The organism is Acrocarpospora corrugata (genome assembly GCF_009687845.1).
Classification (GTDB): domain Bacteria; phylum Actinomycetota; class Actinomycetes; order Streptosporangiales; family Streptosporangiaceae; genus Acrocarpospora; species Acrocarpospora corrugata.
The window spans coordinates 69,865-91,702 of the sequence record NZ_BLAD01000053.1 but is presented as its reverse complement, the minus strand read 5'-3'; the positions used below and the strand labels follow the sequence as shown (position 1 = coordinate 91,702).

Genomic DNA, 21,838 nt, shown 5'->3' with positions numbered 1-21,838 from the left:
CCGCCCCAGGGAACGGCTGACGGGTCGCTGTCCTCGTTGCGTCAGCACCCCTGGCAGGTGCTCGTGCAGCCGTTGTCCGTGCAGTTCCCATCGGTACGGCCGTAGCCGTCCAGGTCGACGGTCGGCTCCGCCTTCGGGTCGAGGCTGAACAAGGCGGCGATGTCCTCGTCCAGGCTCGGTGCACTGACCGGCGCTGCCTCCGCTCCCGGCTTCGTCATCATCGTGGCCACCGGTTTCTCCTTTCCCATCTGGTTTGGCCCATGACCTGAGGCGATCCCGGCTGGCGATGGCCAGGTACTCCGCACCCGGTTTCGCCTGCCGTGATTCGTCTCGCACAGAACGTAAGTCGACGCGGCAGCGCCGTGGTAACAAGGAATTTGTTAGCCCGGGAGCCTGGCGTGCGTAATGTGGAAGCTGACCCGACCGCGCGGCGGAAGGACCGGCATGCCTGATGAATCGGTCGGCCAGCGGGCAGCGCAACTGCGGCGCCTGCGAGGGCTGACCCAGGCCCGGCTCGCCGGATTGGCTGGCGTGTCGCTCAGCCTGGTGCGCCGCGTCGAGCAGGGGCAGGTGCCGGCGACCCCGGCTTTCATCGGGGCCGTGGCCCGGGCGCTGAATTCCTCGCCCGCTGAACTTCAGGGCCAGCCGTTCCGAGGCGCCACGGCGAACTCAGATCGCGCGCATGCGGCGATTGGGCCGATGCGCGCCGAGGTCGCCATGTCCGAGATCCCGGACGATGGGATCGCGCCACGGCCTGCCGCCGAACTGCGAGCCCGCGTGGCCGCCGCCAGCCAGCTCGCTCACCGGGTCCAGCTTCTCCGGCTCGGCGACGATCTCCCCAGCCTGCTCGCGGACCTCCGCACCGCCGCAGCCAACGCGGCTGACACCCTGGCACCCGAGATCCAGGCGATGCTCGCCGAGACCTGGGGAAACGCACGCATGGTCGCCCGCGTCCTCGGCTACCCGGACCTGGCTCAGTCGATGACCGAGCGTTATGCCCAGGCGGCCGGGCGCTCCGGTGACCCGTACGCGATCGTCATCGGTACCAGTCTGCGGGCGGCCGAATTGATCCAGGTCGACCGGGGCCAGGTGGCAGCCAGGTTGCTGGACGCCGCGCGGCGGGCCACCGGGAGCCATCCGACTCGGGCCCGCCGCAGGCGTGGGCGGCGTGGGGCTGGTCGCACCTGCAGTCGGCGCTCGCGGCGGCCCGCGGCGCGGGTAACGCCGCCGCTGCGGACCTCCACCTAGCGGAGGCGGCCCGCGCCGCAGGTCACCTTCCCGCCAACGCCGATCACTACCGGATGACGGTGAACCGCGCCAACGTCGCCATCTGGTCGGTCGGCCTTGCCGTCGAACTCGGCAACGGAACTGAGGCAGTACGACGCGCAGCCGCCATTGGCGGGTTCACCGGCGTCACCCCCAACCGGGTGTCCCACCACTACATCGACCTCGCCCGCGGCCACCTCTATGTGGGCGACCGCGACGCCGCGCTGGCTTCGCTGATCACCGCCAGGAAGCTGGCCCCGCAGCAAGCCCGTTACCACCCCCAGGTCCGGGAGACCCTGCGGATGCTCGCGCGCATAGAACGCCGCCGCACTGACTCCCTCGCCGCTTTTACCTCCTGGCTCGGCATGTAGCCCATGAGGGCTCTCGCGGTGCTATGAGATCAGTCCGATGGGAGGTAAATCCCGGACTCTGCCGCTGAGGCGATCGAGCACTTTGGCTGCCCGACGGGTATCGCCTCCTCGCGGCCGTTATGTAGGCACTCCCTCCTGGGCACCGAGCCCCGACAACTCCGCTGACGGTCACCGATGCGCGGGAAACAGGTCTAGAGCGGCAGCTGCCACTCGGTCTGGACGTCCATGACGGTGTAGCCCATGCGTTCGTTGATGGCGATCATGGGGGCGTTGGTGAGGGCGTTCCAGGTGACGATCCGGGTCGTGGTGGGTTCGCGTTCGTGGAACCAGAGGGTGTTGGCGTACTTCATCTGCAGGCCGAGGCCGTGGCCGCGGTGGTCGCGCAGGACGGCGGTGTCGGTCTGGCGGGCCCAGCCGTCGCGGGTGTGGTCGACGATCAGGCGGGTCAGCCCGACGGCCCGGCCGGTCGCGCGGTGCCGGGCGACCGTGGTGTAGGCGATCTGCTCGCCTCTCCGCCAGCCGGCCTCGAAGGCGCGGATGCGGGCCGCGTTCCAGCGGGCGGGCTCGATGTCCATGTCGTCGACGGGGGCGTCGTTCATGGCGGACATCAGGGCGGCGGCGTCGTCGACCAGGTCGTCCGGGGCGGCGTCCTGCCAGCGGTCGAGCACGTAGGCCGGGTCGAGGGCGGCGCCCGCCGCCCGGTAGGCGGCCCAGTCGACCGCGGTCAGGTCGAGGAGGCGCCTGGCCTGGGCGGAGACGGCCTTGAAGCCGCGGGCCTGGGCGAAAGCCTCAGCGGTGCCCTCGGCCAGGAGGATCGTGCGGTTGTCGGCTCGGGCCCGGTCGGCGGCGTGGTCGAGGAGGGCGCTGCCGATGCCGCGCCGGCGCTGGGCGGCGGCGACGAGGAAGATGGGTAAGGTCGCGATGTGGGTGTTCTCGGAGCCGGGGAAGCGCACGGTGACTCCGCCCACCACCTGGCCGTCGAGCCGGGCGAGGTAGGTCTCGCTGCGCTCCGCCACCCAGCCCGACTGGGCCACGACGGCGAATCGGGCGAAGGACGAGACGGGGCCGGGCGGATGCGCGGCGGCTATGGCGTGGAACGCGTGCAGGCGATCGCCGGGGTCGGCGTAGTCAAGACGCTCGATATCCATAAAGTCCAGCAAACCCGGTCAGGACGGACCCGGGCGACAGATTTTACTGGCGGTAGCCTTCGACCTCGTTCACCGAGCGGGTCTCGGCGTTGTCGGGGTTGTCGCCGACCTGGCGTTTGGCGCGGCGCTGGCGCAGCAGGTCCCAGCACTGGTCCAGCGACTCTTCCAGGGTCTTGATCCGGGCCCGCTCCTCGTTGCTGGAGACCTCGCCCGCGGCCAGGCGGTCGCGCAGTTCGCGCTCCTCCTCCACCAGCTCGCCGATCCTGGAGAGGATCTCGTTGTCTCGCATGCCTGGCCCCCTTCTCGTGTTTTCCGTCACTCTACGTCCCGGGCGAGCGGTCTCTGGGGCTCCCGTGGGTCTGCTACTGTGCAAGACATGCTGCGCGGTCTGCTTCTTAGCTGCCGCGGCGAGGGCCTGTAGGAGTAAGGCCGGCTCCCTCGTCGCGGAGCGAGCCATGCGCGTCGGCCACTTTCCGGTGAACCCGACATCCAGGAGCCACTCTCCATGTACCCCCAGCAGCAGCGCAGCCCCATGCCTTTCCAGCGCTATCCGCGGTTTGAGCCGATCCGCCTGACTGACCGCACCTGGCCCGATCAGGTCATCGATCGCGCGCCGCGGTGGTGTGCGGTCGACCTGCGGGACGGCAACCAGGCCCTGATCGACCCGATGGACGCCCACCGCAAGCTCAAGATGTTCGAGCTGCTGGTCCGGATGGGTTACAAGGAGATCGAGGTGGGCTTCCCGGCCGCCTCGCAGACCGACTTCGACTTCATCCGGCAGATCATCGAAGAGGGCCGGGTGCCCGACGACGTGGTGATCCAGGTGCTCACCCAGGCGCGGCCCGAGCTGATCGAGCGCACCTTCGAGTCGGTGAAGGGCGCCAGGCAGGCCATCGTGCACCTGTACAACTCGACGTCGACGCTGCAGCGCCGGGTCGTGTTCGGGCAGGACAAGGACGGCATCACCGCTATCGCGGTCGAAGGCGCCAAGCTGTGCAAGAAGCTCGCCGAGGACATGGGCGACACCGAGATCTACTTCCAGTACTCGCCGGAGTCGTTCACCGGCACCGAGCTGGAGTACGCGGTGCAGGTCTGCGACGCCGTCAACGACGTATGGCAGCCCACCCCGGACCGCAAGGTGATCATCAACCTGCCGGCCACCGTCGAGATGGCCACCCCGAACGTGTACGCCGACCAGATCGAGTGGATGCACCGCAACCTGGCCTACCGGGACTCGATCATTCTCTCCCTGCACCCGCACAACGACCGGGGCACGGCGGTGGCCGCCGCCGAGCTCGGCTACCAGGCGGGCGCCGACCGGATCGAGGGCTGCCTGTTCGGCAACGGCGAGCGCACCGGCAACGTGTGCCTGGTCACGCTGGGCATGAACCTGTTCTCGCAGGGCATCGACCCCGAGGTCGACATCTCTGACATCGATGAGATCCGCCGGGTGGTCGAGTACTGCAACCAGTTGCCCGTGCACCCGCGCCACCCGTGGGGCGGCGAGCTCGTCTACACCGCGTTCTCCGGGTCGCACCAGGACGCGATCAAGAAGGGCTTCGATCATCTGGAGCGGGACGCGGCCGCCGCCGGGGTGCCGGTGGACGAGTTCACCTGGGCGGTGCCGTACCTGCCGATCGATCCGAAGGACATCGGGCGGACCTACGAGGCGGTCATCCGGGTCAACAGCCAGTCGGGCAAAGGCGGCGTGGCCTACATCATGAAGGCCGACCACCACCTCGACCTGCCGCGGCGGCTCCAGATCGAGTTCTCCCGGGTGGTGCAGGCGCGGACCGACGCCCTCGGCGGCGAGGTGACCCCGGCGGCGATGTGGTCGGTGTTCACCGACGAGTATCTGCCCAATCCGGAGCAGCCGTGGGGGCGGCTCGGGCTGCTCGCGCACCGGAACGTGTCCTCGGCCGACGGGCAGGACGTGATCAGCGCCGACGTCCGGGTGGACGGGCAGATCCGGGAGATCGAGGGGCGCGGGAACGGGCCGATCTCGGCGTTCTGCGACGCGCTCGCTTCGGTGGGGGTGGATGTCCGGGTGCTCGACTACACCGAGCACGCGATGAGCGCGGGCACCGACGCGAAGGCCGCCTCCTATGTGGAGGGCGAGATCGGCGGGCAGGCGCTCTGGGGGGTCGGCATCGACTCCAACACCACGACCGCGTCGCTCAAGGCGATCATCTCGGCCGTGAACCGGGCCGGTCGCTGAGCTAGTCGTCCGGGTCGGTGGCCTCGTCTTCGGGGTCATCGGCCCAGGACAGGACGATGAACGCGCGGGCGGCGGACGGGTGGTGCACGCGCCGGGCGGTCACCCGGTAGCGGGCGCGCGGCAGTGATTGGTGGTCGATCCGGAGTACGCCGACGTCCTGGTCGATGTGGACGAGCAGGCCGTGGCACGGGCCGCCGAGGCAGATCGCGTTGGGAGGCGTCATCCGGCCGGCCGCCAACAGAACACCGAGGAGTCCTCCGTACGCCGATCTAGTCACGATGAGACTACTTGACCGCTTGTGATCAGTCCCCATCGCCCTACCCTTGGGGTCGTGGAATCACCAGCCCTGTCGCTGACGGAATGGGTCGCGCTCGCGATCGTGGCCGAGGCGCCCACGCATGGTTTCGCCATCGCCCGGCTCACCTCGCCCACCGGGCCGGTCGGGACGGTGTGGCAGGTCCCGCGGCCGCTCGTCTACCGGGCGCTGGACCGGCTGCTGGAACTGGGACTGGCCGAGTCGCTCGGCAACGCGCCGGGCAGCAGCGGACCGCAACGACGGCTGCTGGGGGTCACCGAGTCCGGCCGGGTCGCGGTGACGGGCTGGCTGGTACGGCCGGTCGGCCACATCCGCGACATCCGCACCGAATTCCTCATCAAGCTCACCCTGCTCGGCCGGGCCGGGCTGGACACCCGCCCGCTCCTGGACAGCCAGGCCGAACGCCTCCGCCCGATCGTCACCGGTCTGCGGGACCAGTGCGACGCCGCGCACGGCCTCGACCTGGCGGTCGCCTCCTGGCGGTACGAGACGGCGGCGGCGGCGCTTCGCCTGACGGAGTCGGCCGGCGACGATGCTCCGGCGTGGGGCGCTGGGCCCGGTGCCGGCGGCGTACGCCGAGGTCAAGGCGGTGCGCACGGGTGAGCGGTGCGATCGGGCGACGGCGGTGAAATTCATGTAACCGCCGCGAACCGTCGCGCGTGACACTCGCGTAACGCCTCGTTCTTATGTTTCCTGCGTGGATCCTCGGCGCTGGAGAACTCGTTGACCGTTCCCGTCAGGACCGTCTGCTCCTACTGCGGCGTCGGCTGCGGCATCGTCATGGACGTCGACACCGACGCCGCCGGCCGCCGCCGCGTGGTGAAGGTGTCCGGCGATCGCGCCCATCCGGCGAACGCGGGGCGGCTCTGCACCAAGGGCGCGACCAGCGCCGACATGGCCGCCGCGCCGGGGCGGCTCGGTGCGGCGCTGGTGCGCGCCGATCGGGGCGCGGAGCCGGCCGAAGTCGGCGTGGACGAGGCGATCAAGGAGACGGCTCGGCGGCTGCGGGCGATCCTGGACGAGCACGGGCCCGACGCGCTGTCCTTCTACGTGTCCGGTCAGATGACGCTGGAAGCCCAGTATCTGGCGAACAAACTGGCCAAGGGCTTCGTCGGGACGAACCAGATCGAGTCGAACTCGCGGCTGTGCATGGCCAGCGCGGGCAGCGGCTACAAGCTGTCGCTCGGGTCGGACGGGCCGCCGGGCTCCTACGACGACTTCGACCACGCGGACCTGTTCTTCGTCATCGGCGCGAACATGGCCGACTGCCATCCCATCCTGTTCCTGCGCCTGCTGGACCGGGTCAAGGCGGGCGCGAAGCTCATCGTGGTGGATCCCCGGCGCACTGCCACCGCCGCGAAAGCCGACCTGTTCCTGCAGATCAGGCCCGGTACGGATCTCGCCCTGCTGAACGGCCTGCTGCACCTGCTGGTCGAGAACGGTCATATCGACAGGGACTTCATCGCCGAGCACACCGAGGGCTGGGAGGCGATGCCGGAGTTCCTGCGCGACTACCCGCCCGCGACGGTCGCCGCCGTCACCGGGATCCCCGAGGACGACCTGCGCCGGGCCGCCGACTGGATCGGCGCGGCCGGGGAGTGGATGAGCTGCTGGACGATGGGCCTCAACCAGAGCACCCACGGCACCTGGAACACCAACGCGCTGTGCAATCTGCATCTGGCGACCGGCGCGATCTGCCGCACCGGGAGTGGTCCCTTCTCGCTCACCGGGCAGCCCAACGCGATGGGCGGCCGGGAGATGGGCTACATGGGTCCTGGCCTGCCCGGTCAGCGGTCGGTGCTGGTGGCGGAGGACCGGCGTTTCGTCGAGGAGCTGTGGCGGCTGCCGTCCGGGACGCTGCGTACGGAGGTCGGGCGGGGCACGGTCGAGATGTTCGAGCGGATGGCCGAGGGCGGGATCAAAGCCTGCTGGATCATCTGTACGAACCCGGTCGCCAGCGTCGGCAACCGCAAGACCGTGATCGCCGGGCTGGAGGCGGCCGAGTTCGTCGTCACCCAGGACGTCTTCGCCGCCACCGAGACTAACGCCTACGCGGATGTGGTCCTGCCGGGGGCGTTGTGGGCGGAGACGGAAGGCGTGATGATCAACTCGGAGCGGAATCTGACGCTGCTGCGGCAGGCCGTCGATCCGCCGGGGCAGGCGTTGCCGGACTGGCAGCTCATCGCCAGGGTCGCGTGCGAGATGGGTTTCGCCGACGCCTTCACCTACCGCGACGCCGAAGAGATCTTCGAGGAGATCAAGCAGGCGTGGAACCCGAAAACGGGCTACGACGTGCGCGGAGTGACGTACGCCCGGCTCCGGGAGTCGCCCGTGCAGTGGCCGAGCCTTCCTGGCGGCGAGAGACGCAATCCCGTCCGCTACCGCAACGACGGCGGCAGCCAGGCGCTGCTGACCCGGCCCGACGGGGAGCGCCCCCGTCTGGCCTTCGCCACAGTAAGCGGTCGCGCGGTCTTCTTCCCCCGGCCACATCTGCCCGCCGCCGAACTCCCCGACGACTCCTACCCGTTCGTCCTCAACACCGGCCGGTTGCAGCACCAGTGGCACACCCTGACCAAGACCGGAAAGATCGCCAAACTGAACAAGCTCAACCCTGGCCCCTTCGTCGAAATCAACCCTGCCGACGCCGGCGACATCGCCGAAGGCGACCTGGTCGCGGTGGAGTCACGGCGCGGCCGAGCAGTACTCCCCGCCGTCCTGACCGACCGGGTCCTCCCCGGCACCTGCTTCGCGCCGTTCCACTGGAACGACCTGTTCGGCGAGTACCTCAGCGTCAACGCCGTCACCAACGACGCGGTCGACCCCATCTCCTTCCAGCCAGAACTGAAGGTCTGCGCGGTCTCCCTGACCAAGGTCCCCGCCGAACACGCCCCGAAGCGCACCGATCCCTCTGCCGACGATGCGGCGAGACGCTCGGATGCCTCCGTCGAGAGCGTCCCTGATCTCTACGCCGGCGATGTCGCGCAGCGCACCCAGGTTCCTGCCGAGAGCGCCGCGGTGGGGGCACCGGTCCACGCCGACAAGGTTCGGAAGCAGGCCTCTTCCGAGGTACCTGCTTCGGACTTCGCTCCGAGGCAGGTCGGTCGCGAGGTCGCTGTCCTCGCGGACCTTTTCGGGATCCCTGATTCAGCCCCGCCGCCGCTCTCCGACAAAGAGCGGCGCTACCTCTCCGGGTTCCTGACCGGGCTGGCGCAGACCGGGGGAGCGGGGACGCCGATCCTGCCGGAGCACGCGCCAATCGACCCGGGCCACGCACTGTGGATCAACGGCGTTCTGGCAGGCGTGTTCTCCCGCGAGGCGGCTTCCGTGGAGCCGTATGGCGACATTGCCCTCGCGCAGCCCTCGCGCGACACAGCTTCTGAGCAGGCGCCTCGCGACACGGCTCCTATGCAGGCGTCTCGCGACACGGCTGCCGTGCAGTCGTCTGTCCGTGAGGTCGTCGTTCTCTGGGCATCCCAGACGGGCAACGCGGAGGAGTTCGCCGCCGCGAGCGCCCAGCGGCTGGCCGAGTCAGGGCGGGCGGCCCGGCTGGTCGGTATGGATCAGGCCGCCGGGCTGCCCCGGGACGCCGATGTGCTGGTGATCTCCAGTACGTTCGGCGACGGCGAACCCCCCGACAACGGCACCGGGTTCTGGGAGGAGCTGGCCCGGCCGGACGCCGCCCGCCTCGACGGGATCCGGTTCGCGGTGCTGGCCTTCGGTGATTCCAGTTACGAGGCGTTCTGCGGGCACGGCCGCCGGCTGGACCAGCGCCTGGGGGAACTCGGCGCGGAGCGGCTCGCGCCCAGGGTGGACTGCGAGCCGGGCGATGAGGAGCGGGCACACAACTGGCTGGATGGCATGATCACGGCACTCGCCCGGCCGTTGACCCCCGCACCGAGCCGCAAATCACCCTTCTACGCGCCGCTGGTGGGCAACCGCCTGCTCAGCCGCCCGGGATCGGCCAAGGAAGTCCGGCAGTTCGTGTTCGGCACCGAGGGGCGGCTGCCGTACCGGGCGGGAGACGCCCTGGTCGTGATCCCCGTCAACGACGAGGCGCTCGTCGCGGAGTGGCTCAAGGTGGCTCGCCTGCGTGCCGACGCCACGGTCGAGCTGCCCGACGCGGGGCAGATCTCCCTGGGCGAAGCGCTGACACGGCACCTCGACATCACCAAGATCATACCCGATCTGCTCAGGTTCGCCGCGGAACGCACCCAGGACCGCGACCTCGTCAAAGCTCTCAGACCCGGCAACGAAGGCGAACTCGCCAAATGGACCTGGGGCCGCCAAGCCGTCGACGTCATCGCCGACCTGGCCGTCCGGGCCACCCCCGAGGAGTGGGTGAAGCTCCTCAAGCGGCTCCAGCCACGCCAGTACTCGATCGCCTCCAGCCCGCTCGCCGACCCGGACGAAATCCGGCTGATGGTCTCGGTCATCCGCTTCGACAACCCCAAGGGCACCGCCCGCCAGGGCGTCTGCTCCGCCTACCTCACCCAGGCTCAGCAAACCCCCATCCCCCTGTACGTCCAGCCCACCACCTACTTCCGCCCCCCAGCCGACCCCGCCACCCCCATGGTGATGATCGGTCCCGGCACCGGCCTCGCCCCCTTCCTCGGCTTCCTCGACGAACGCCGCGCCCTCGGCCACCAGGGCCCCAACTGGCTCTTCTTCGGCGAACAGCGCCGGGCCACCGACTTCTACTTCGAGGAGGACCTGACCGCCCTGCACGCGGACGGCTTCCTCACCCGCCTCGACCTGGCCTTCTCCCGCGACCAGCGCACCAAGATCTATGTCCAGGACCGCATGCGCGAGAAGGGCGCCCAGCTCTGGTCCTGGCTGGAGGACGGCGCGCACCTCTACGTCTGCGGCGACGCCACCCGGATGGCCAAGGACGTCGACCACACCCTCCGCGAGATCGTCGCCACCCACGGCGACCTCTCCACCGACAACGCCGCCGCATACGTCAAGCAACTCGCGGCGACCAGAAGATACGTCCGCGACGTCTACTGAGGACCTATCGGCCCGTCTCCGAGTTATCGCAGCTCATGACCGTGATCGCCGGCAACGCCAGCGCTGATTTCTCGCTACGCGGTGACCACGAACCTTCGCCGGGTCGAAGTGGCTCCCCGATCTCGGCGATCGCGGAGCCCCGAGCCGGTGAACACCATTGGCCACCGCACTAACCGTCGGACAGCCGGCCGATGAGGCTCTGGAGCTGGGCGAGACGCTCTTCGAGCTGCCGGCGTTCGCGGGTGCCTGCGGCGTGGGCCTCGCCGAGGATTTCGGCGGCGTGCCGCGCGGTCTCCCGCGCCTCCTCGACGAGGTCCCGCGCCCGTGTCTCGGCCTGGGTGATGATCGCGGCGGCCTCCTCCTGGGCGTGTGTGATCATCAGGGCAGCCGTCCGGGGGGACAGCCCGCCGCTGTTGTTCGCCAGGGCGGCCAGTCGCGCGTTCTCCTGGTGGAGCCAGCGCAGGCTGGTCTCCACCTCGCTCAGGAAGACGTCCACGTCGGCGAGGTCGTAGCCCGGGCGCAGCCGGGCGGTGGCGAAGACCTTGGCGCGGACGGTCTCCGCTGTCATCACCTTGTCGCAGAGGTTCGGGTGGTCCATGGTTCACCGTGCCTTTCGGGCGGAGGAGACGGCTTCCAGCAGGTAGGCGCGCTGGCGTGGGGTGAGATCGCCCACCGCGCCGGTGGGGCTGATGTTCCGGGCCGCCAGCAGACGCCGGACGTCGGCCGGGCGGTAGCCGGGCAGGCCCCGCAGGAGCCACCCGATGTAGGTCCCGCGCGTCAGCTTGTCTGTGCTGGCCAGCACCTGGGCCAGGCTCAGCTGGCCCACCGTCAGGGCCGCGCGCAGATGCTCCCTGTCCCGGGGCGCGAACTGCGGGAGAGAGGAGCTCGGCGGCGCGGGAGACGGTGCGAGAGGCGGCCTGAGAGACGGTGTGGGCATGGTGGCCATCGCCCGGTCGAGGGACGCCTGCGTCTGGTCCTCGGGCATCAGGTGCATGGCGGCGATGACCACGGCCAGGGTCGCGGCGAGCCCGGCCGCGCTGAGCAGGTGCCGCCGGGGCAGCCGCCCGTCCTCCTGCCTGCTGGCCGCCAGCTTCAGGCCCACCACGGCGGTACGGAGCAGCACTCCGGCCACCACCCCGATCAGAATCGGCTCCACCTGCGGCGGGATCGGGCTGATCGTGGCGATCACGACGCCCACCGCCGGGGCGACACAGGACACCGTCAGCCACGGCGCCAGCCGCCGTTTCGCCATGTCGAGCAGGGCGGTCAACGCGAGCCCCTCACTGGTCGAGTGGACGACGAGGGCGAGCACCACGACCGCGGACGCCGTCAACGCCAGGGTCGCGCCCTCGACCGCGCGGTGCATGGAGAGGGCGGCAGCCGTACCCATGCCGCCGAAGACGGCGGCGCTCAGCATCTCCCTGACGCGGCGATGCGCGCCGGGCAGGTGCACGCCACCGGCCGGTCTGCCGCTCTCGTGGTCGTGCCCGCAGCCCCGCCGGGTGAAATAGGTGATCACCAGGAAGCCGAACAGGATGGCCAGGCCGAGCATCCACACCGGCAGGCCGTTCTCGGCGGCCCCCTCCCAGGCGTCAGGGAGCATGTCGATCAACGCGGTGACCAGCATCAGCGCGGAGGCGACCGCCAGCAAGGCGGTGACCTGCCGGGATTTGCGCCGGGCCAGCCAGGCTCCGACCAGGGTGGACAGGGTGATCAGGGCGACGGCCAGCCAGACCGCCACATCAGGAGATCGTCCATCGAAGGTCATCGTGCACTTCCTCTAGACAGGACAGGCCTCTACCTGCGTTCATTACGGAGAGTAGATATCCACTTACCAAACGTTTACACGTATGAGCAAGTGTTCAAGTCTGCGAATGGGAGTTGTTGACAGGGCTCGGCGGCGCCCTCAGACTCGACGTATGAACAATGATTCAAGTGTTGTAGTGGCGCTGTCCCCTGATGCCTGCCCGACGCCGGTGGTGGACGCGGAGCGGGTGAAGTCCGTCCGGCGGGCGCTGCCGTCCGAGGAGGTCGTGCAGGATCTCGCCGACGTTTTCTCGCTGCTGGCCGATCCCGGCCGGTTGCGCCTGATGGCGGCGTTGCTGGAGGGCGGCGAGATGTGCGTCTGCGACCTGGCCGCGGCCACGGGGCAGAGCATGTCGGCGGCCTCGCACGCGTTGCGCCTGCTGCGGACCCACCGGGTGGTGAAGGTCCGCAGGTCCGGGCGGATGGCCTACTACCAGCTGGCCGACTCGCACGTCAGGATGCTGTTCGATCTTGCGATCACGCACATCGGCCATGACGAGGAGCGAAACGATGTCTGACCACGGGCACGGCCATGGGCGCGGTCACGGGGTCACCCAGGAGGCCGACCGCCGCTACCTGAAGGGCGCGCTCGCGCTGATCGTCGGGTTCATGGCGGCCGAGGTCGTCGTCGGGTTCGCCGCGCAGTCCCTAGCGCTGATCTCCGACGCCGGGCACATGCTCACCGACGCCATCGCGATCGTCTTCGCACTGATCGCGATGCGCATCTCGGCGCGCCCCCCGCAGGGCGGTTTCACCTACGGCCTCAAGCGTGCCGAGATCATCTCCGCCCAGATCAACGGCATCACGCTGCTGCTGCTGAGCGTGTACTTCATCGTCGAAGGCGTCCGCAGGCTGGTGGAGCCCCCGCAGGTGGAGGGGCTCTACGTGGTCGTGACCGGACTGGCCGGGATCGCGGTGAACCTGGCGGCCACCTGGCTGATGTCCCGCGCCAACCGGGCCAGCCTCAACGTCGAGGGCGCCTACCAGCACATCCTCAACGACCTGTTCGCCTTCATCGCCACCACCGTCGCCGGAGCTGTGGTGTGGCTGACCGGGTGGGGGCGCGCCGACGCCATCGCCGCCCTCGTGGTGGCCGCGCTCATGCTCAAAGCCGGCTGGGGCCTGGTCCGCGACGCGGGCCGGGTCTTCATGGAAGCCGCTCCCGTCGGCATGAACCCCACCGAGATCGGCACCAGGACCGCGGCGCTGGAGCGCGTCGTGGAGGTGCACGACCTGCACATCTGGGAGGTCACCTCCGGCTACGCCGCCATGTCGGCCCACATCCTGGTCGAACCCGGCGCCGACTGCCACGCGGTCCGCGTCCTCGCCGAACAGCTCGTGCACGACCAGTACGGCATCGAGCACACCACCCTCCAGGTCGACCACGCCCCCGGCGAACTCCTGACCATCGGCGCGACCACGGCCCACTGCGCAGACCCGCACGGCCCTTCGCACCGGACCACGGCGGAGCGTGACTAGCCGGGGAGGCCCAGGAGGCGGCCCAGGATGCGCGAGTTGTGGTCGAAGAACTCGGCTCTGTGGTTGATCACGTTGTGGAACTGGCCGAAGAGTTCAAAGTTGATCATTCCGTACAGGCCGGTCCAGGCGGTGATGGCGCGGGCGACCACGTCGTCGGAGACGCCGGGCATCACGGAGCGGACGGCCTGGGCGTCCGTGCTGAGGATGGCGGGGACCGTGAGGCCGATGTCCGGCGGCGTGAGGCGGCCGGCGCTGTGGGCTTCGGCGATGATGCGGCCGTAGACGATGGTGGTCCGGGCTGCTGGGGCGATCGTGTCCTGGGGGGCGCGGTAGCCGGGGACGGGGGAGCCGTGGATCAGGGCGTATTCGTGCGGCTGGGCGAGCGCCCAGTCGCGGAGCGCGTGGCTGACCGCGAGCCAGCGGCCGGTGAAATCGGCGGGCGAGCAGGCGGCGTCGGCGGCTTCGACGGCCGCGCCCGAGGCGTTGTACCCGTCCACGATCAGCGCCGTAAGCAGGTCATCCTTCGTCGCGAAATATCGGTGAATGGCGGAGGAGACCATGCCCATCTCGCGGGCGATCGCGCGCAGCGACAACCCACTCGCCCCGTCGCTGGCCAGATGCCTCCGGGCGATATCGGTGATCTCTCGGACCAGTTCGGCTCTGACACGTTCCCGTGCGGTACGGCTTGCGCTCACCTGAGCACCATATCAGAGCGCTGCGTTAAATCGAGAGCAGTGCTCTTGACGAGTGGTGCTCTGATGAGAGAGCATTGCTCACAGAAGGAAGCGATGATCCCAGGGAGTTGGCGATGAGCGCACTGTTGTACCGGGGGCCGGCCCTCGAAGACCTCCACACCGGCTACGCGATGAAGGGCCGGATCGACGAGCGGGCCCCCGTGACCTCCTCCTCCACCGTCGTGGTGGACGCGCCGGTCACCCAGGTCTGGAAAGTCCTGAGCGACCTGCGCGGATGGTCGGCCTGGTACCCCGAGCACCAGGTCCTGGAACTGGGCGCCATGGCCCCCGGGGAATCCTTCCGCTGGCGGATCGGCAGCTTGAAGATCACCTCACGGTTCGCCGTGGTCGATCCGGGCCGCGAGCTCACCTGGAGCGGCGTCGTCTTCGGCTACCGCGCCGTCGACCGCCACCTGCTCGAACCGCTCGACGGCGGCCACACCCGCGTCACCATGTCCGAATCCCTGGCCGGCCTGTTCGCCTCCGTCCTGTACGGACCGGACAAGCTCCGCCAAGGCCACGACCGCTACCTAGCCGCCCTGAAGGCGGAAGTCGAGAAGTAGGAGACACATCATGGGCAAGCACGTCGTCATCGGTGCCGGTCAGGTCGGCCGGCAGCTCGCACAGCTCCTCCACGACCAAGGCCACGAGGTCGTCCAGATCACCCGCTCGGGCTCCGGAGCCGAACCCGTCACCAAGATCGCCGCCGACGCCGCCGACTTCGGGGCGCTCTCCCGCGCCGCCAAGGGCGCCGACGTCCTCTACAACTGCGTGAACCCGCAGTACCACCGCTGGCCGACCGACTGGCCGCCGATGGCGGACGCCATGCTCCGCACCGCGGAATCCACCGGGGCCGGCTACGTCATCCTCGGCAACCTGTACAGCTACGGCCCGGTGGACGGCCCGATGACCGAGGACCTGCCGCTGGCCTCGACCGGGACCAAGGCCAAGGTCAGGGCCGAGATGTGGCGGCAGGCGCTGGCCGCGCACGAGGCCGGGCGGGTGCGGACCACCGAAATCCGGGGTTCGGACTACTTCGGGCCGGGATCGACGAATCAGGGGTTCCTGTCGCCGTACGTGATCATTCCGGCGGGGGCGGGCAAGCGGGTCACCGTGCTCAGCGACCCCGATATCCCGCACGCGTGGACGTACCTGCCCGATGTGGCGCGGGCGCTGGCGATCGCGGGCTCGGACGAGCGGGCCTATGGGCGGCCGTGGCACGTGCCGACCCTGCCCGCGATCAGCTCCCGCGCGATCGCCGAGCGCACCGCCGCCCTGGCCGGGGCGCGGGCTCCCCGGATCATGGAGGTGCCGTACTGGGTGATCAAGGCGATGGGCTTGGTCCAGCCGTTCATGCGGGAGATGCGCGAGACTCGCTACCAGTTCGACCGGCCGTTCCTGCTGGACTCCTCCGCCTTCCAGGAGACCTTCGGGATGTCCCCCACCCCGCTGGACGAAGCTCTCAAAGCGTCCCTTCGATCGTGAGTAGGGTCGGGGGATGCGACTCGGAATCATCGGGCTCGGCGACATCGCCACGAAGGCGTACCTGCCGGTGCTCGCCGCCATCCCCGGACTGGACCTGCGCCTCTGCACGCGGAACCCGGAACAGCTCCGGCGACTCGGCGCGGCATACCGGATCCAGGACCGGTTCACCCGGGTGGCGGATCTGATCGCCGCCGGAATCGACGCGGCCTTCGTGCACGCGGCCACCGCCGCCCACGTGGAGATCGTCACCCGGCTCCTGGAAGCGGGCGTGCACGTCTTCGTCGACAAACCGCTCGCCTACCACTTCACCGACGCGGAGAAGCTGGTCCAGCTGGCCAGGACCCGCGAGCTGTCGCTGATGGTGGGCTTCAACCGCCGGCACGCCCCCGGCTACACCGCCCTGGCCGGACTCCCGCGCGACCTGGTGATCATGCAGAAGAACCGGTCCGGCCTGGCCGAGGACCCCCGTACGGCGATCTTCGACGACTTCGTGCACGTCGTCGACACCCTCCGCTTCCTGGCCCCCGGCGAGGTCACCGCCACCCGGATCAGGACCCGGGTGGCGGACGGGCTACTGGAACACGTCGTGCTCGAACTGGACGGCGACGGCTTCACCGCCCTGGGGATCATGAGCAGGGTCAGCGGCGCCGCCGAGGAGACCTGCGAGACCATGGGCGGCGGAGTCAAACGCCGGGTGGTCAACCTCGGCGACGTCGTCGACTTCACGCCGGGGGAGACCCTGGTCCGGCGGCCGGACTGGACGCCCGTCCCCCGGCAACGCGGCATCGAGCAGGCCTGCCTCGCCTTCCTGGACGCGGTCGGCGCGGGCCGGCTGCTCGATGCCGGCGATGCTCTGGAAACTCACCTGCTCTGCGAGCAGATCGTCAATCAGGGATAGAGGCCGCGCAGCCGGTGGGCTTCCGCCACCCTGCCCACCCCGATCGCGTGCGCCGCCTGCCGCAGGCTGATTCCCCGGTCGGCGGAGAGCGTCCGCACCTCGCGGAAAGCGCCCTCCATCAGGTCCCGCAACTTCACCTCGACCTCGTCCGCGCTCCACGAATACGCCTGGGTGTTCTGCACCCATTCGAGATACGACACGATGACGCCGCCGGCGTTGGCCAGAATGTCCGGCACGATCGTGGTGCCCTGATCGGCCAGGATCAGGTCGGCCTCCGGGCTGGTCGGCCCGTTCGCCCCCTCCACGATCAGCCGGGCCCGCACCCGACGCGCGTTCGCCCCGGTCAGCGCCCCTTCCAGGGCGGCAGGAACCAGCACGTCCACATCCATCTCGATGAGCTCGTCATGCGAGATCGCGTCCGCCCGCGGATAGCCGAGCAGGCCGCCGTGCTCGGCCGCCCACGCCCGCACGTCCGCGACGTCCAGCCGCTCGGCGCAGATCGCCGCCGACGCGTCGGACACCGCCACCACCCGGCACCCGGCGTCCGCCAGGTACTGCGCCGCCAGCGCCCCGACCTTCCCGAACCCCTGCACCGCGACCGTGCGCCCGGCGGGATCGCCCAGCGCGGCCGACGCCACGATCTGCACCCCGCGCGAGGTCGCGCCCGCGCGCCCGAGCGAACCGCCGAGCAGGGTCGGCTTGCCGGTGACGACCCCCGGCACGGAGTAACCCGCGTTCACGCTGTACGTATCCATGATCCACGCCATGGTCTGCTCGTCGGTGCCGACATCCGGCGCCGGAATGTCCTTCTCCGGGCCGATCAGCGGCTGTATCTCGTTGGCGTAGCGCCGGGTGACCCGCTCCAGCTCCCGTACGGTGAGCTGGTCCGGGTTCACGGCGACACCGCCTTTCGCGCCCCCGTACGGAATGCCGACGAGCGCGCACTTCCACGTCATCCACATGGCGAGCGCGGTCACCTCGGCCAGATCGGTGTCCGGATGGAAGCGAATCCCGCCCTTAGCCGGCCCGCGCGAGAGATTGTGCTGGACGCGGTATCCCTGCACCACTTCCATCCGCCCGTCCTCACGCCGGACCGGAACGGAGACGGTGAGGGATCTGCGCGGAGTGGCCAGCATGCGATGCAGGCCGTCATCGAGCCCGAGGAAGCGGACTGCCTCGGCGAGCTGGAACTGGGCCGCGTCCAACGCCTGTTGACCCGCGACCCCGCCCCGAATTCCCGACGTCGTTGTCGGGAAGTCCGTGATGGTCATGTCGGAGAGTGCTCCTCCATCTAGTGTCGGTGCGCCCCCCGGGAACGACTCCGGCACGCCCCGTCGTCGTTGACGGAACGTTCCCACCGGCACCGATCCCCGGGCGACGCCTCTACTGTGATCCAATCCTGGCCCCACGGCCCGGGGGAATATGCCGTATCGGCGGAATGGGCAGGCGGGTTCACCGCTTTGGAGCGTGTCGGGGCGATGGTGCGGGCCGTGACGTGGCTGCGGTATTCCTTGGGGGTGGCACACCTTGTGATCGGGCCGCTGCTGCGGCATGTGGACGGGTCGACGGCGACCGTCTGGGTTGAGACCAGTGATCCCTGCACGGTCAGCGTCGTGGCGGGGGAGGAGCGGGTGTCCGAGCGGACCTTCACGGTGCACGGGCATCACTACGCGCTGGTCGATGTGCCGGTCCGGGAGGCGGTGCCGTACCAGGTGGAGGTGGACGGGGCCGAGGTGTGGCCGCAGGAGGGGATGGAGCGGAGTGTGATCCGGCCGGTGGCGCGGCTGGAGACGGTGGTGTTCGGGTCGTGCCGGACGAGCGTGCCGCATGACGCGGCGCATCTGATCAGCCACGGCGTGGACACGCTCCGGGCGTACGGGCACACGCTCACGGTCGACGACGGCCTGCCGGATCTGCTGCTGATGCTGGGCGATCAGGTGTACGCGGACGAGCCGTCGGCGGAAATGATCGAATTTATCCGGGAACGGCGGGGCGGTTCCGAGCCCGTGGACGAGATCGCGGACTTCGAGGAGTACGCGGAGCTGTACCGGCAGGCCTGGACGGATCCGGAGATCCGGTGGCTGCTGTCCACCGTGCCGACCGCGATGATCTTCGACGATCACGACCTGCGGGACGACTGGAACACCTCGCAACCGTGGCGGGAGCAGATGGCGCGGGTGCCGTGGTGGAAGCGGCGGGTGATGGCGGGGCTCGGGGCGTACTGGGTCTATCAGCATCTGGGCAATCTGACCCCGGCCGAGCGGGCCGCCGACGAGGTCTACCTGAAGATCCGCGAGGCGGCCGACGGCGCCGAGATCCTGGACGCGTTCGCGGAGCGGGCCGACGCCGACCCCACGACCAGCCGGTGGAGCTACTCCCGCGACTACGGCGGAACGCGCCTGATCATGCTGGACACCCGGTGCGCCCGGCATCTCGTGCCGGGGGAGCGTTCGGTGCTGGACTCCTCCGAGTGGGCCTGGCTGGAGGAGCAGGTCAACGGCGGCCAGGAGCTGCTGCTGGTCGGGTCCTCGGTGCCCGTCCTGCTCCCGGCCGGCATCCACCACGTCGAAGCCTGGAACGAAGCCCTCGCCGACGGCGCCTGGGGCAGACGCTGGGGGCGCTGGTCGGAACGGATCCGGCAGGCCGTGGATCTCGAACACTGGGCCGCGTTCCGGCGTTCGTTCGAACGGCTCTGCACCCTGCTGGCCGGATCCGGGTCGACCGTGCTGCTGCTCTCCGGCGACGTGCACTATTCCTACGTCGCCAAGGGCAAGGACGTCCCCGTCTACCAGCTGGTCTGCTCGCCGATCAGGAACCCGCTCAGCCGGACCCTGCGCCTGGCCAACATCATCGCCCAGTTCGGCGTGGCCAGCCTGTTCGGCGGGCTGCTCGCCCGGACCGCCAGACTCCCCAAACCGCCCTTCAAATGGCGGATCACCAACGGGCCCTGGTTCTCCAACGCGCTCGCCACCCTCACCTTCCCGGACGGCGTGCCAGAAGCCCGCTGGTACAGCCCGACCATCTCCGATCCGCCCCAGCTCTCCGAGATCTCCCGGGTCCCCCTCCCCGGGAGGCCCGGTTAGAACTCGCTGAGCACCGCGCCCAGCTGGCCGATCATCCAGGACAGGTCGTCGGCGCTGATCGTCAGCGGCGGGGCCAGCCGGATCGTCGACCCGTGCGTGTCCTTGGCGAGCACGCCCTTGCGCATCAACGCCTCGCACACCTGACGCCCGCTGGCCAGCGACGGATCGATGTCGACCCCCGCCCACAGCCCGCGCCCGCGCACGGCCACCACGCCGGGCAGCGCCCGCAGCCGGTCGTGCAGGTCGGCGCCGAGCTCGCGGGCCCGCGCCTGGAACTCGCCGCGCCGCAGGATCGCGATCACCGCGCTGCCGACCGCGCAGGCCAGCGGGTTGCCGCCGAACGTCGACCCGTGCTGCCCCGGCTTGATCACGCCGAGCACGTCCGCGTCGGCCGCCACCGCGGAGACCGGCACGACGCCGCCGCCGAGCGCCTTGCCCAGGAGGTACATGTCCGGAATGACGCCCTCGTGGTCGCAGGCGAAGGTGTCGCCGGTGCGCCCGAGGCCGGACTGGATCTCGTCGGCGATCATCAGGATCCCCGCCGTGGTGCAGATCTCGCGGACCTGGGTGAGGTAGCCGTCCGGCGGGACCAGCACGCCGGCCTCGCCCTGGACCGGCTCGATCAGCACGGCCACCGTGTTCTCGTCGATGGCGTCCCTGATCGCCTCGGCGGAGCCGTACTTCACGATCGTGAAGCCGGGGGTGTAGGGGCCGAAGCCGTCGTGCGCGTCCGGGTCGGTGGAGAAGCTGATGATCGTGGTGGTGCGGCCGTGGAAGTTGTCCTCCATCACGATGATGTTGGGCTCGCGGATGCCCTTGACCTCGTGGCCCCACTTGCGGGCCACCTTGATCGCGGTCTCCACCGCCTCCGCGCCGGTGTTCATCGGCAGGATCATGCCCTTGCCGCACAGGTCGCTCAGCCCGGCCGCGAACGCGGCGAACTGGTCGTGGTGGAAGGCGCGGCTGGTCAGCGTGACCCGCTCCAGCTGGGCGCGGGCGGCGGCCAGGATCTCCGGATTGCCGTGGCCGAAATTGAGCGAGGAGTACCCGGCCAGGCAGTCCAGATACCGGTTGCCCTCCACGTCCACCACCCAGGCGCCCTCGGCCGAGGCGATCACGACCGGGAGCGGGTGGTAGTTGTGCGCGCTGCGGCTCTCACTGAGCTCGATGAAATCCCGGGTGTTCACAGGCGGATCTCCAAAGTGCAGCACTTGGGCCCGCCGCCGGCCTTGCGCAGCTCGGTCAGATCGACGGGAACGACCTGATAACCGTGCCGTGTCAGGGTGTCGCGGAGCCCGGTCGCCTCGGCGTTGATGACGATGTTTTTGCCGTCGCTCACCGCGTTGAGGCCGAGCACCAGCGCGTCCGCCTCGCCCGCGATCACCGCGTCAGGGAAGAGCCGCCGCAGCACCCGCAGGCTGTCGTCGGAGAAAGCGCCCGGGTAGTAGGACACGTTGCCGTCGCCGAGCGCGAACAGCGCGGTGTCCAGGTGGTAGAAACGCGGATCCACCAGCCGCAGCGTGATCACCGGCCGGCCCAGGAACTCCTGCGCCTCCAGGTGCGCGGCCATGTCGGTGCGGAACCCGGTGCCCGCCAGGATCACCTCGTCCAGGGTGAGGAAGTCGCCCTCGCCCTCGTTGATGAACGCCGCCTCCCTGACCGGATACCCGCGCTGCTCGAACCACTCCAGGTAGGCCGGGCCCTCGGCGGCCCGCTCAGGGAACGCGAACCGCGCCCCGTACATCCGGCCGTCCACGACCAGCCCGCCGTTGGCCGCGAACACCATGTCCGGCAGCCCGTCGATCGGGTCGATCTCGCTGACCTTGTGCCCCAGCGACTGGTAGGCGCTCTTCAGCGCCTCCCATTGCCGTACGGCTGTCGCCGCGCTGGCCCCCTTGCTGGGATCCATCCACGGGTTGATCTTGTACGTGACTCCGAAGAACTCGGGACGGCACATCAGAAAGTGCCGCGTCGTGGCGACCCGGTGGCTGACTACAGCCGCGGTCGTGTGAGCAGGAATCACGAAA

21 protein-coding genes are annotated in these 21,838 nt (G+C 69.7%); 11 read left to right on the top strand and 10 right to left on the bottom strand.

The window, feature by feature from the left end; genetic code table 11:
• Window positions 1-41: 41 nt before the first annotated feature.
• The gene (locus Acor_RS19380; protein ID WP_155338092.1) at window positions 42-230 is read right to left on the bottom strand and encodes a hypothetical protein; all 189 of its coding nucleotides are present in this window, start codon (window positions 228-230) and stop codon (window positions 42-44) included.
• A gap of 214 nt (window positions 231-444) precedes the next feature.
• On the opposite strand from Acor_RS19380, the gene Acor_RS19375 reads away from it, so the two are divergent.
• Window positions 445-1,248 carry a helix-turn-helix domain-containing protein gene (locus tag Acor_RS19375; RefSeq protein WP_170316998.1) on the top strand — a complete coding sequence of 268 codons (804 nt, stop codon included), beginning with the start codon at window positions 445-447 and terminating at the stop codon, window positions 1,246-1,248.
• Between the two features lie 53 nt (window positions 1,249-1,301).
• The gene (locus tag Acor_RS19370; RefSeq protein WP_155338090.1) at window positions 1,302-1,637 is read left to right on the top strand and encodes a hypothetical protein; all 336 of its coding nucleotides are present in this window, start codon (window positions 1,302-1,304) and stop codon (window positions 1,635-1,637) included.
• Window positions 1,638-1,828: 191 nt separating this feature from the next.
• Here Acor_RS19370 and Acor_RS19365 read toward each other — a convergent pair whose 3' ends face one another.
• Complete coding sequence (locus Acor_RS19365; RefSeq protein WP_155338089.1) at window positions 1,829-2,785, bottom strand: GNAT family N-acetyltransferase; 957 nt, start codon at window positions 2,783-2,785, stop codon at window positions 1,829-1,831.
• Window positions 2,786-2,828: 43 nt separating this feature from the next.
• Window positions 2,829-3,074, bottom strand: a complete 246-nt coding sequence (locus tag Acor_RS19360) for a DUF2630 family protein (RefSeq protein WP_155338088.1) — start codon at window positions 3,072-3,074, stop codon at window positions 2,829-2,831.
• 216 nt (window positions 3,075-3,290) lie between these two features.
• Here Acor_RS19360 and leuA point away from each other — a divergent pair, with 216 nt between their 5' ends.
• Window positions 3,291-5,003: a 2-isopropylmalate synthase gene (gene leuA / locus Acor_RS19355; protein ID WP_155338087.1), complete on the top strand. Its 1,713-nt coding sequence runs from the start codon at window positions 3,291-3,293 to the stop codon at window positions 5,001-5,003.
• 1 nt (window position 5,004) lies between these two features.
• Here the strand turns inward: leuA and Acor_RS19350 are convergent, their stop codons facing one another.
• Window positions 5,005-5,280: a hypothetical protein gene (locus Acor_RS19350; protein ID WP_155338086.1), complete on the bottom strand. Its 276-nt coding sequence runs from the start codon at window positions 5,278-5,280 to the stop codon at window positions 5,005-5,007.
• 54 nt (window positions 5,281-5,334) lie between these two features.
• On the opposite strand from Acor_RS19350, the gene Acor_RS19345 reads away from it, so the two are divergent.
• A complete protein-coding gene (locus Acor_RS19345; protein WP_170316997.1) occupies window positions 5,335-5,922 on the top strand; it encodes a PadR family transcriptional regulator in 588 nt (195 codons plus the stop codon).
• 120 nt (window positions 5,923-6,042) lie between these two features.
• Entirely contained in the window at window positions 6,043-10,326 is a 4,284-nt protein-coding gene (locus Acor_RS19340; protein WP_155338084.1) for a bifunctional nitrate reductase/sulfite reductase flavoprotein subunit alpha, read from the top strand.
• 169 nt (window positions 10,327-10,495) lie between these two features.
• On the opposite strand, the gene Acor_RS46320 is transcribed toward Acor_RS19340, so the two are convergent.
• Together Acor_RS46320 and Acor_RS19330 are read right to left on the bottom strand one after the other, a co-directional pair.
• Window positions 10,496-10,924 (bottom strand): DivIVA domain-containing protein, encoded by a 429-nt coding sequence (locus Acor_RS46320; protein ID WP_422664818.1) that lies wholly within the window; start codon window positions 10,922-10,924, stop codon window positions 10,496-10,498.
• A 3-nt stretch (window positions 10,925-10,927) separates the two neighbouring features.
• Complete coding sequence (locus tag Acor_RS19330; RefSeq protein WP_155338083.1) at window positions 10,928-12,094, bottom strand: ZIP family transporter; 1,167 nt, start codon at window positions 12,092-12,094, stop codon at window positions 10,928-10,930.
• A 151-nt stretch (window positions 12,095-12,245) separates the two neighbouring features.
• Between Acor_RS19330 and Acor_RS19325 the strand changes: the two genes are divergently transcribed.
• Together Acor_RS19325 and Acor_RS19320 are read left to right on the top strand one after the other, a co-directional pair.
• Window positions 12,246-12,650, top strand: coding sequence for an ArsR/SmtB family transcription factor (locus tag Acor_RS19325; protein WP_155338082.1), 405 nt, complete (start codon window positions 12,246-12,248; stop codon window positions 12,648-12,650).
• Complete coding sequence (locus tag Acor_RS19320; RefSeq protein ID WP_155338081.1) at window positions 12,643-13,611, top strand: cation diffusion facilitator family transporter; 969 nt, start codon at window positions 12,643-12,645, stop codon at window positions 13,609-13,611. The genes Acor_RS19325 and Acor_RS19320 overlap by 8 nt, the downstream gene beginning before the upstream one ends.
• Here the strand turns inward: Acor_RS19320 and Acor_RS19315 are convergent.
• Window positions 13,608-14,306 (bottom strand): TetR/AcrR family transcriptional regulator, encoded by a 699-nt coding sequence (locus Acor_RS19315; protein WP_155338080.1) that lies wholly within the window; start codon window positions 14,304-14,306, stop codon window positions 13,608-13,610. The genes Acor_RS19320 and Acor_RS19315 overlap by 4 nt on opposite strands.
• Window positions 14,307-14,419: 113 nt before the next feature.
• On the opposite strand from Acor_RS19315, the gene Acor_RS19310 reads away from it, so the two are divergent.
• Genes Acor_RS19310 through Acor_RS19300 form a run of 3 tightly spaced genes read left to right on the top strand, consistent with a single transcriptional unit; the run spans window position 14,420 to window position 16,728 of the window.
• Window positions 14,420-14,908, top strand: coding sequence for an SRPBCC family protein (locus Acor_RS19310; RefSeq protein ID WP_155338079.1), 489 nt, complete (start codon window positions 14,420-14,422; stop codon window positions 14,906-14,908).
• Window positions 14,909-14,918: 10 nt separating this feature from the next.
• The gene (locus Acor_RS19305; RefSeq protein ID WP_155338078.1) at window positions 14,919-15,830 is read left to right on the top strand and encodes an NAD-dependent epimerase/dehydratase family protein; all 912 of its coding nucleotides are present in this window, start codon (window positions 14,919-14,921) and stop codon (window positions 15,828-15,830) included.
• Window positions 15,831-15,843: 13 nt separating this feature from the next.
• Entirely contained in the window at window positions 15,844-16,728 is an 885-nt protein-coding gene (locus Acor_RS19300; protein WP_155338077.1) for a Gfo/Idh/MocA family protein, read from the top strand.
• Here the strand turns inward: Acor_RS19300 and Acor_RS19295 are convergent.
• Window positions 16,719-17,999 carry a Glu/Leu/Phe/Val family dehydrogenase gene (locus Acor_RS19295; protein WP_155338076.1) on the bottom strand — a complete coding sequence of 427 codons (1,281 nt, stop codon included), beginning with the start codon at window positions 17,997-17,999 and terminating at the stop codon, window positions 16,719-16,721. The genes Acor_RS19300 and Acor_RS19295 overlap by 10 nt on opposite strands.
• 246 nt (window positions 18,000-18,245) lie before the next feature.
• Here Acor_RS19295 and Acor_RS19290 point away from each other — a divergent pair, with 246 nt between their 5' ends.
• Entirely contained in the window at window positions 18,246-19,811 is a 1,566-nt protein-coding gene (locus tag Acor_RS19290) for an alkaline phosphatase D family protein (RefSeq protein ID WP_155338075.1), read from the top strand.
• Here the strand turns inward: Acor_RS19290 and rocD are convergent.
• Entirely contained in the window at window positions 19,808-20,998 is a 1,191-nt protein-coding gene (gene rocD, locus Acor_RS19285; protein ID WP_155338074.1) for an ornithine--oxo-acid transaminase, read from the bottom strand. The genes Acor_RS19290 and rocD overlap by 4 nt on opposite strands.
• Window positions 20,995-21,768, bottom strand: a complete 774-nt coding sequence (gene ddaH, locus Acor_RS19280; protein WP_155338154.1) for a dimethylargininase — start codon at window positions 21,766-21,768, stop codon at window positions 20,995-20,997. Before ddaH ends, rocD begins: the two co-directional genes overlap by 4 nt.
• Between the last annotated feature and the right edge of the window lie 70 nt (window positions 21,769-21,838).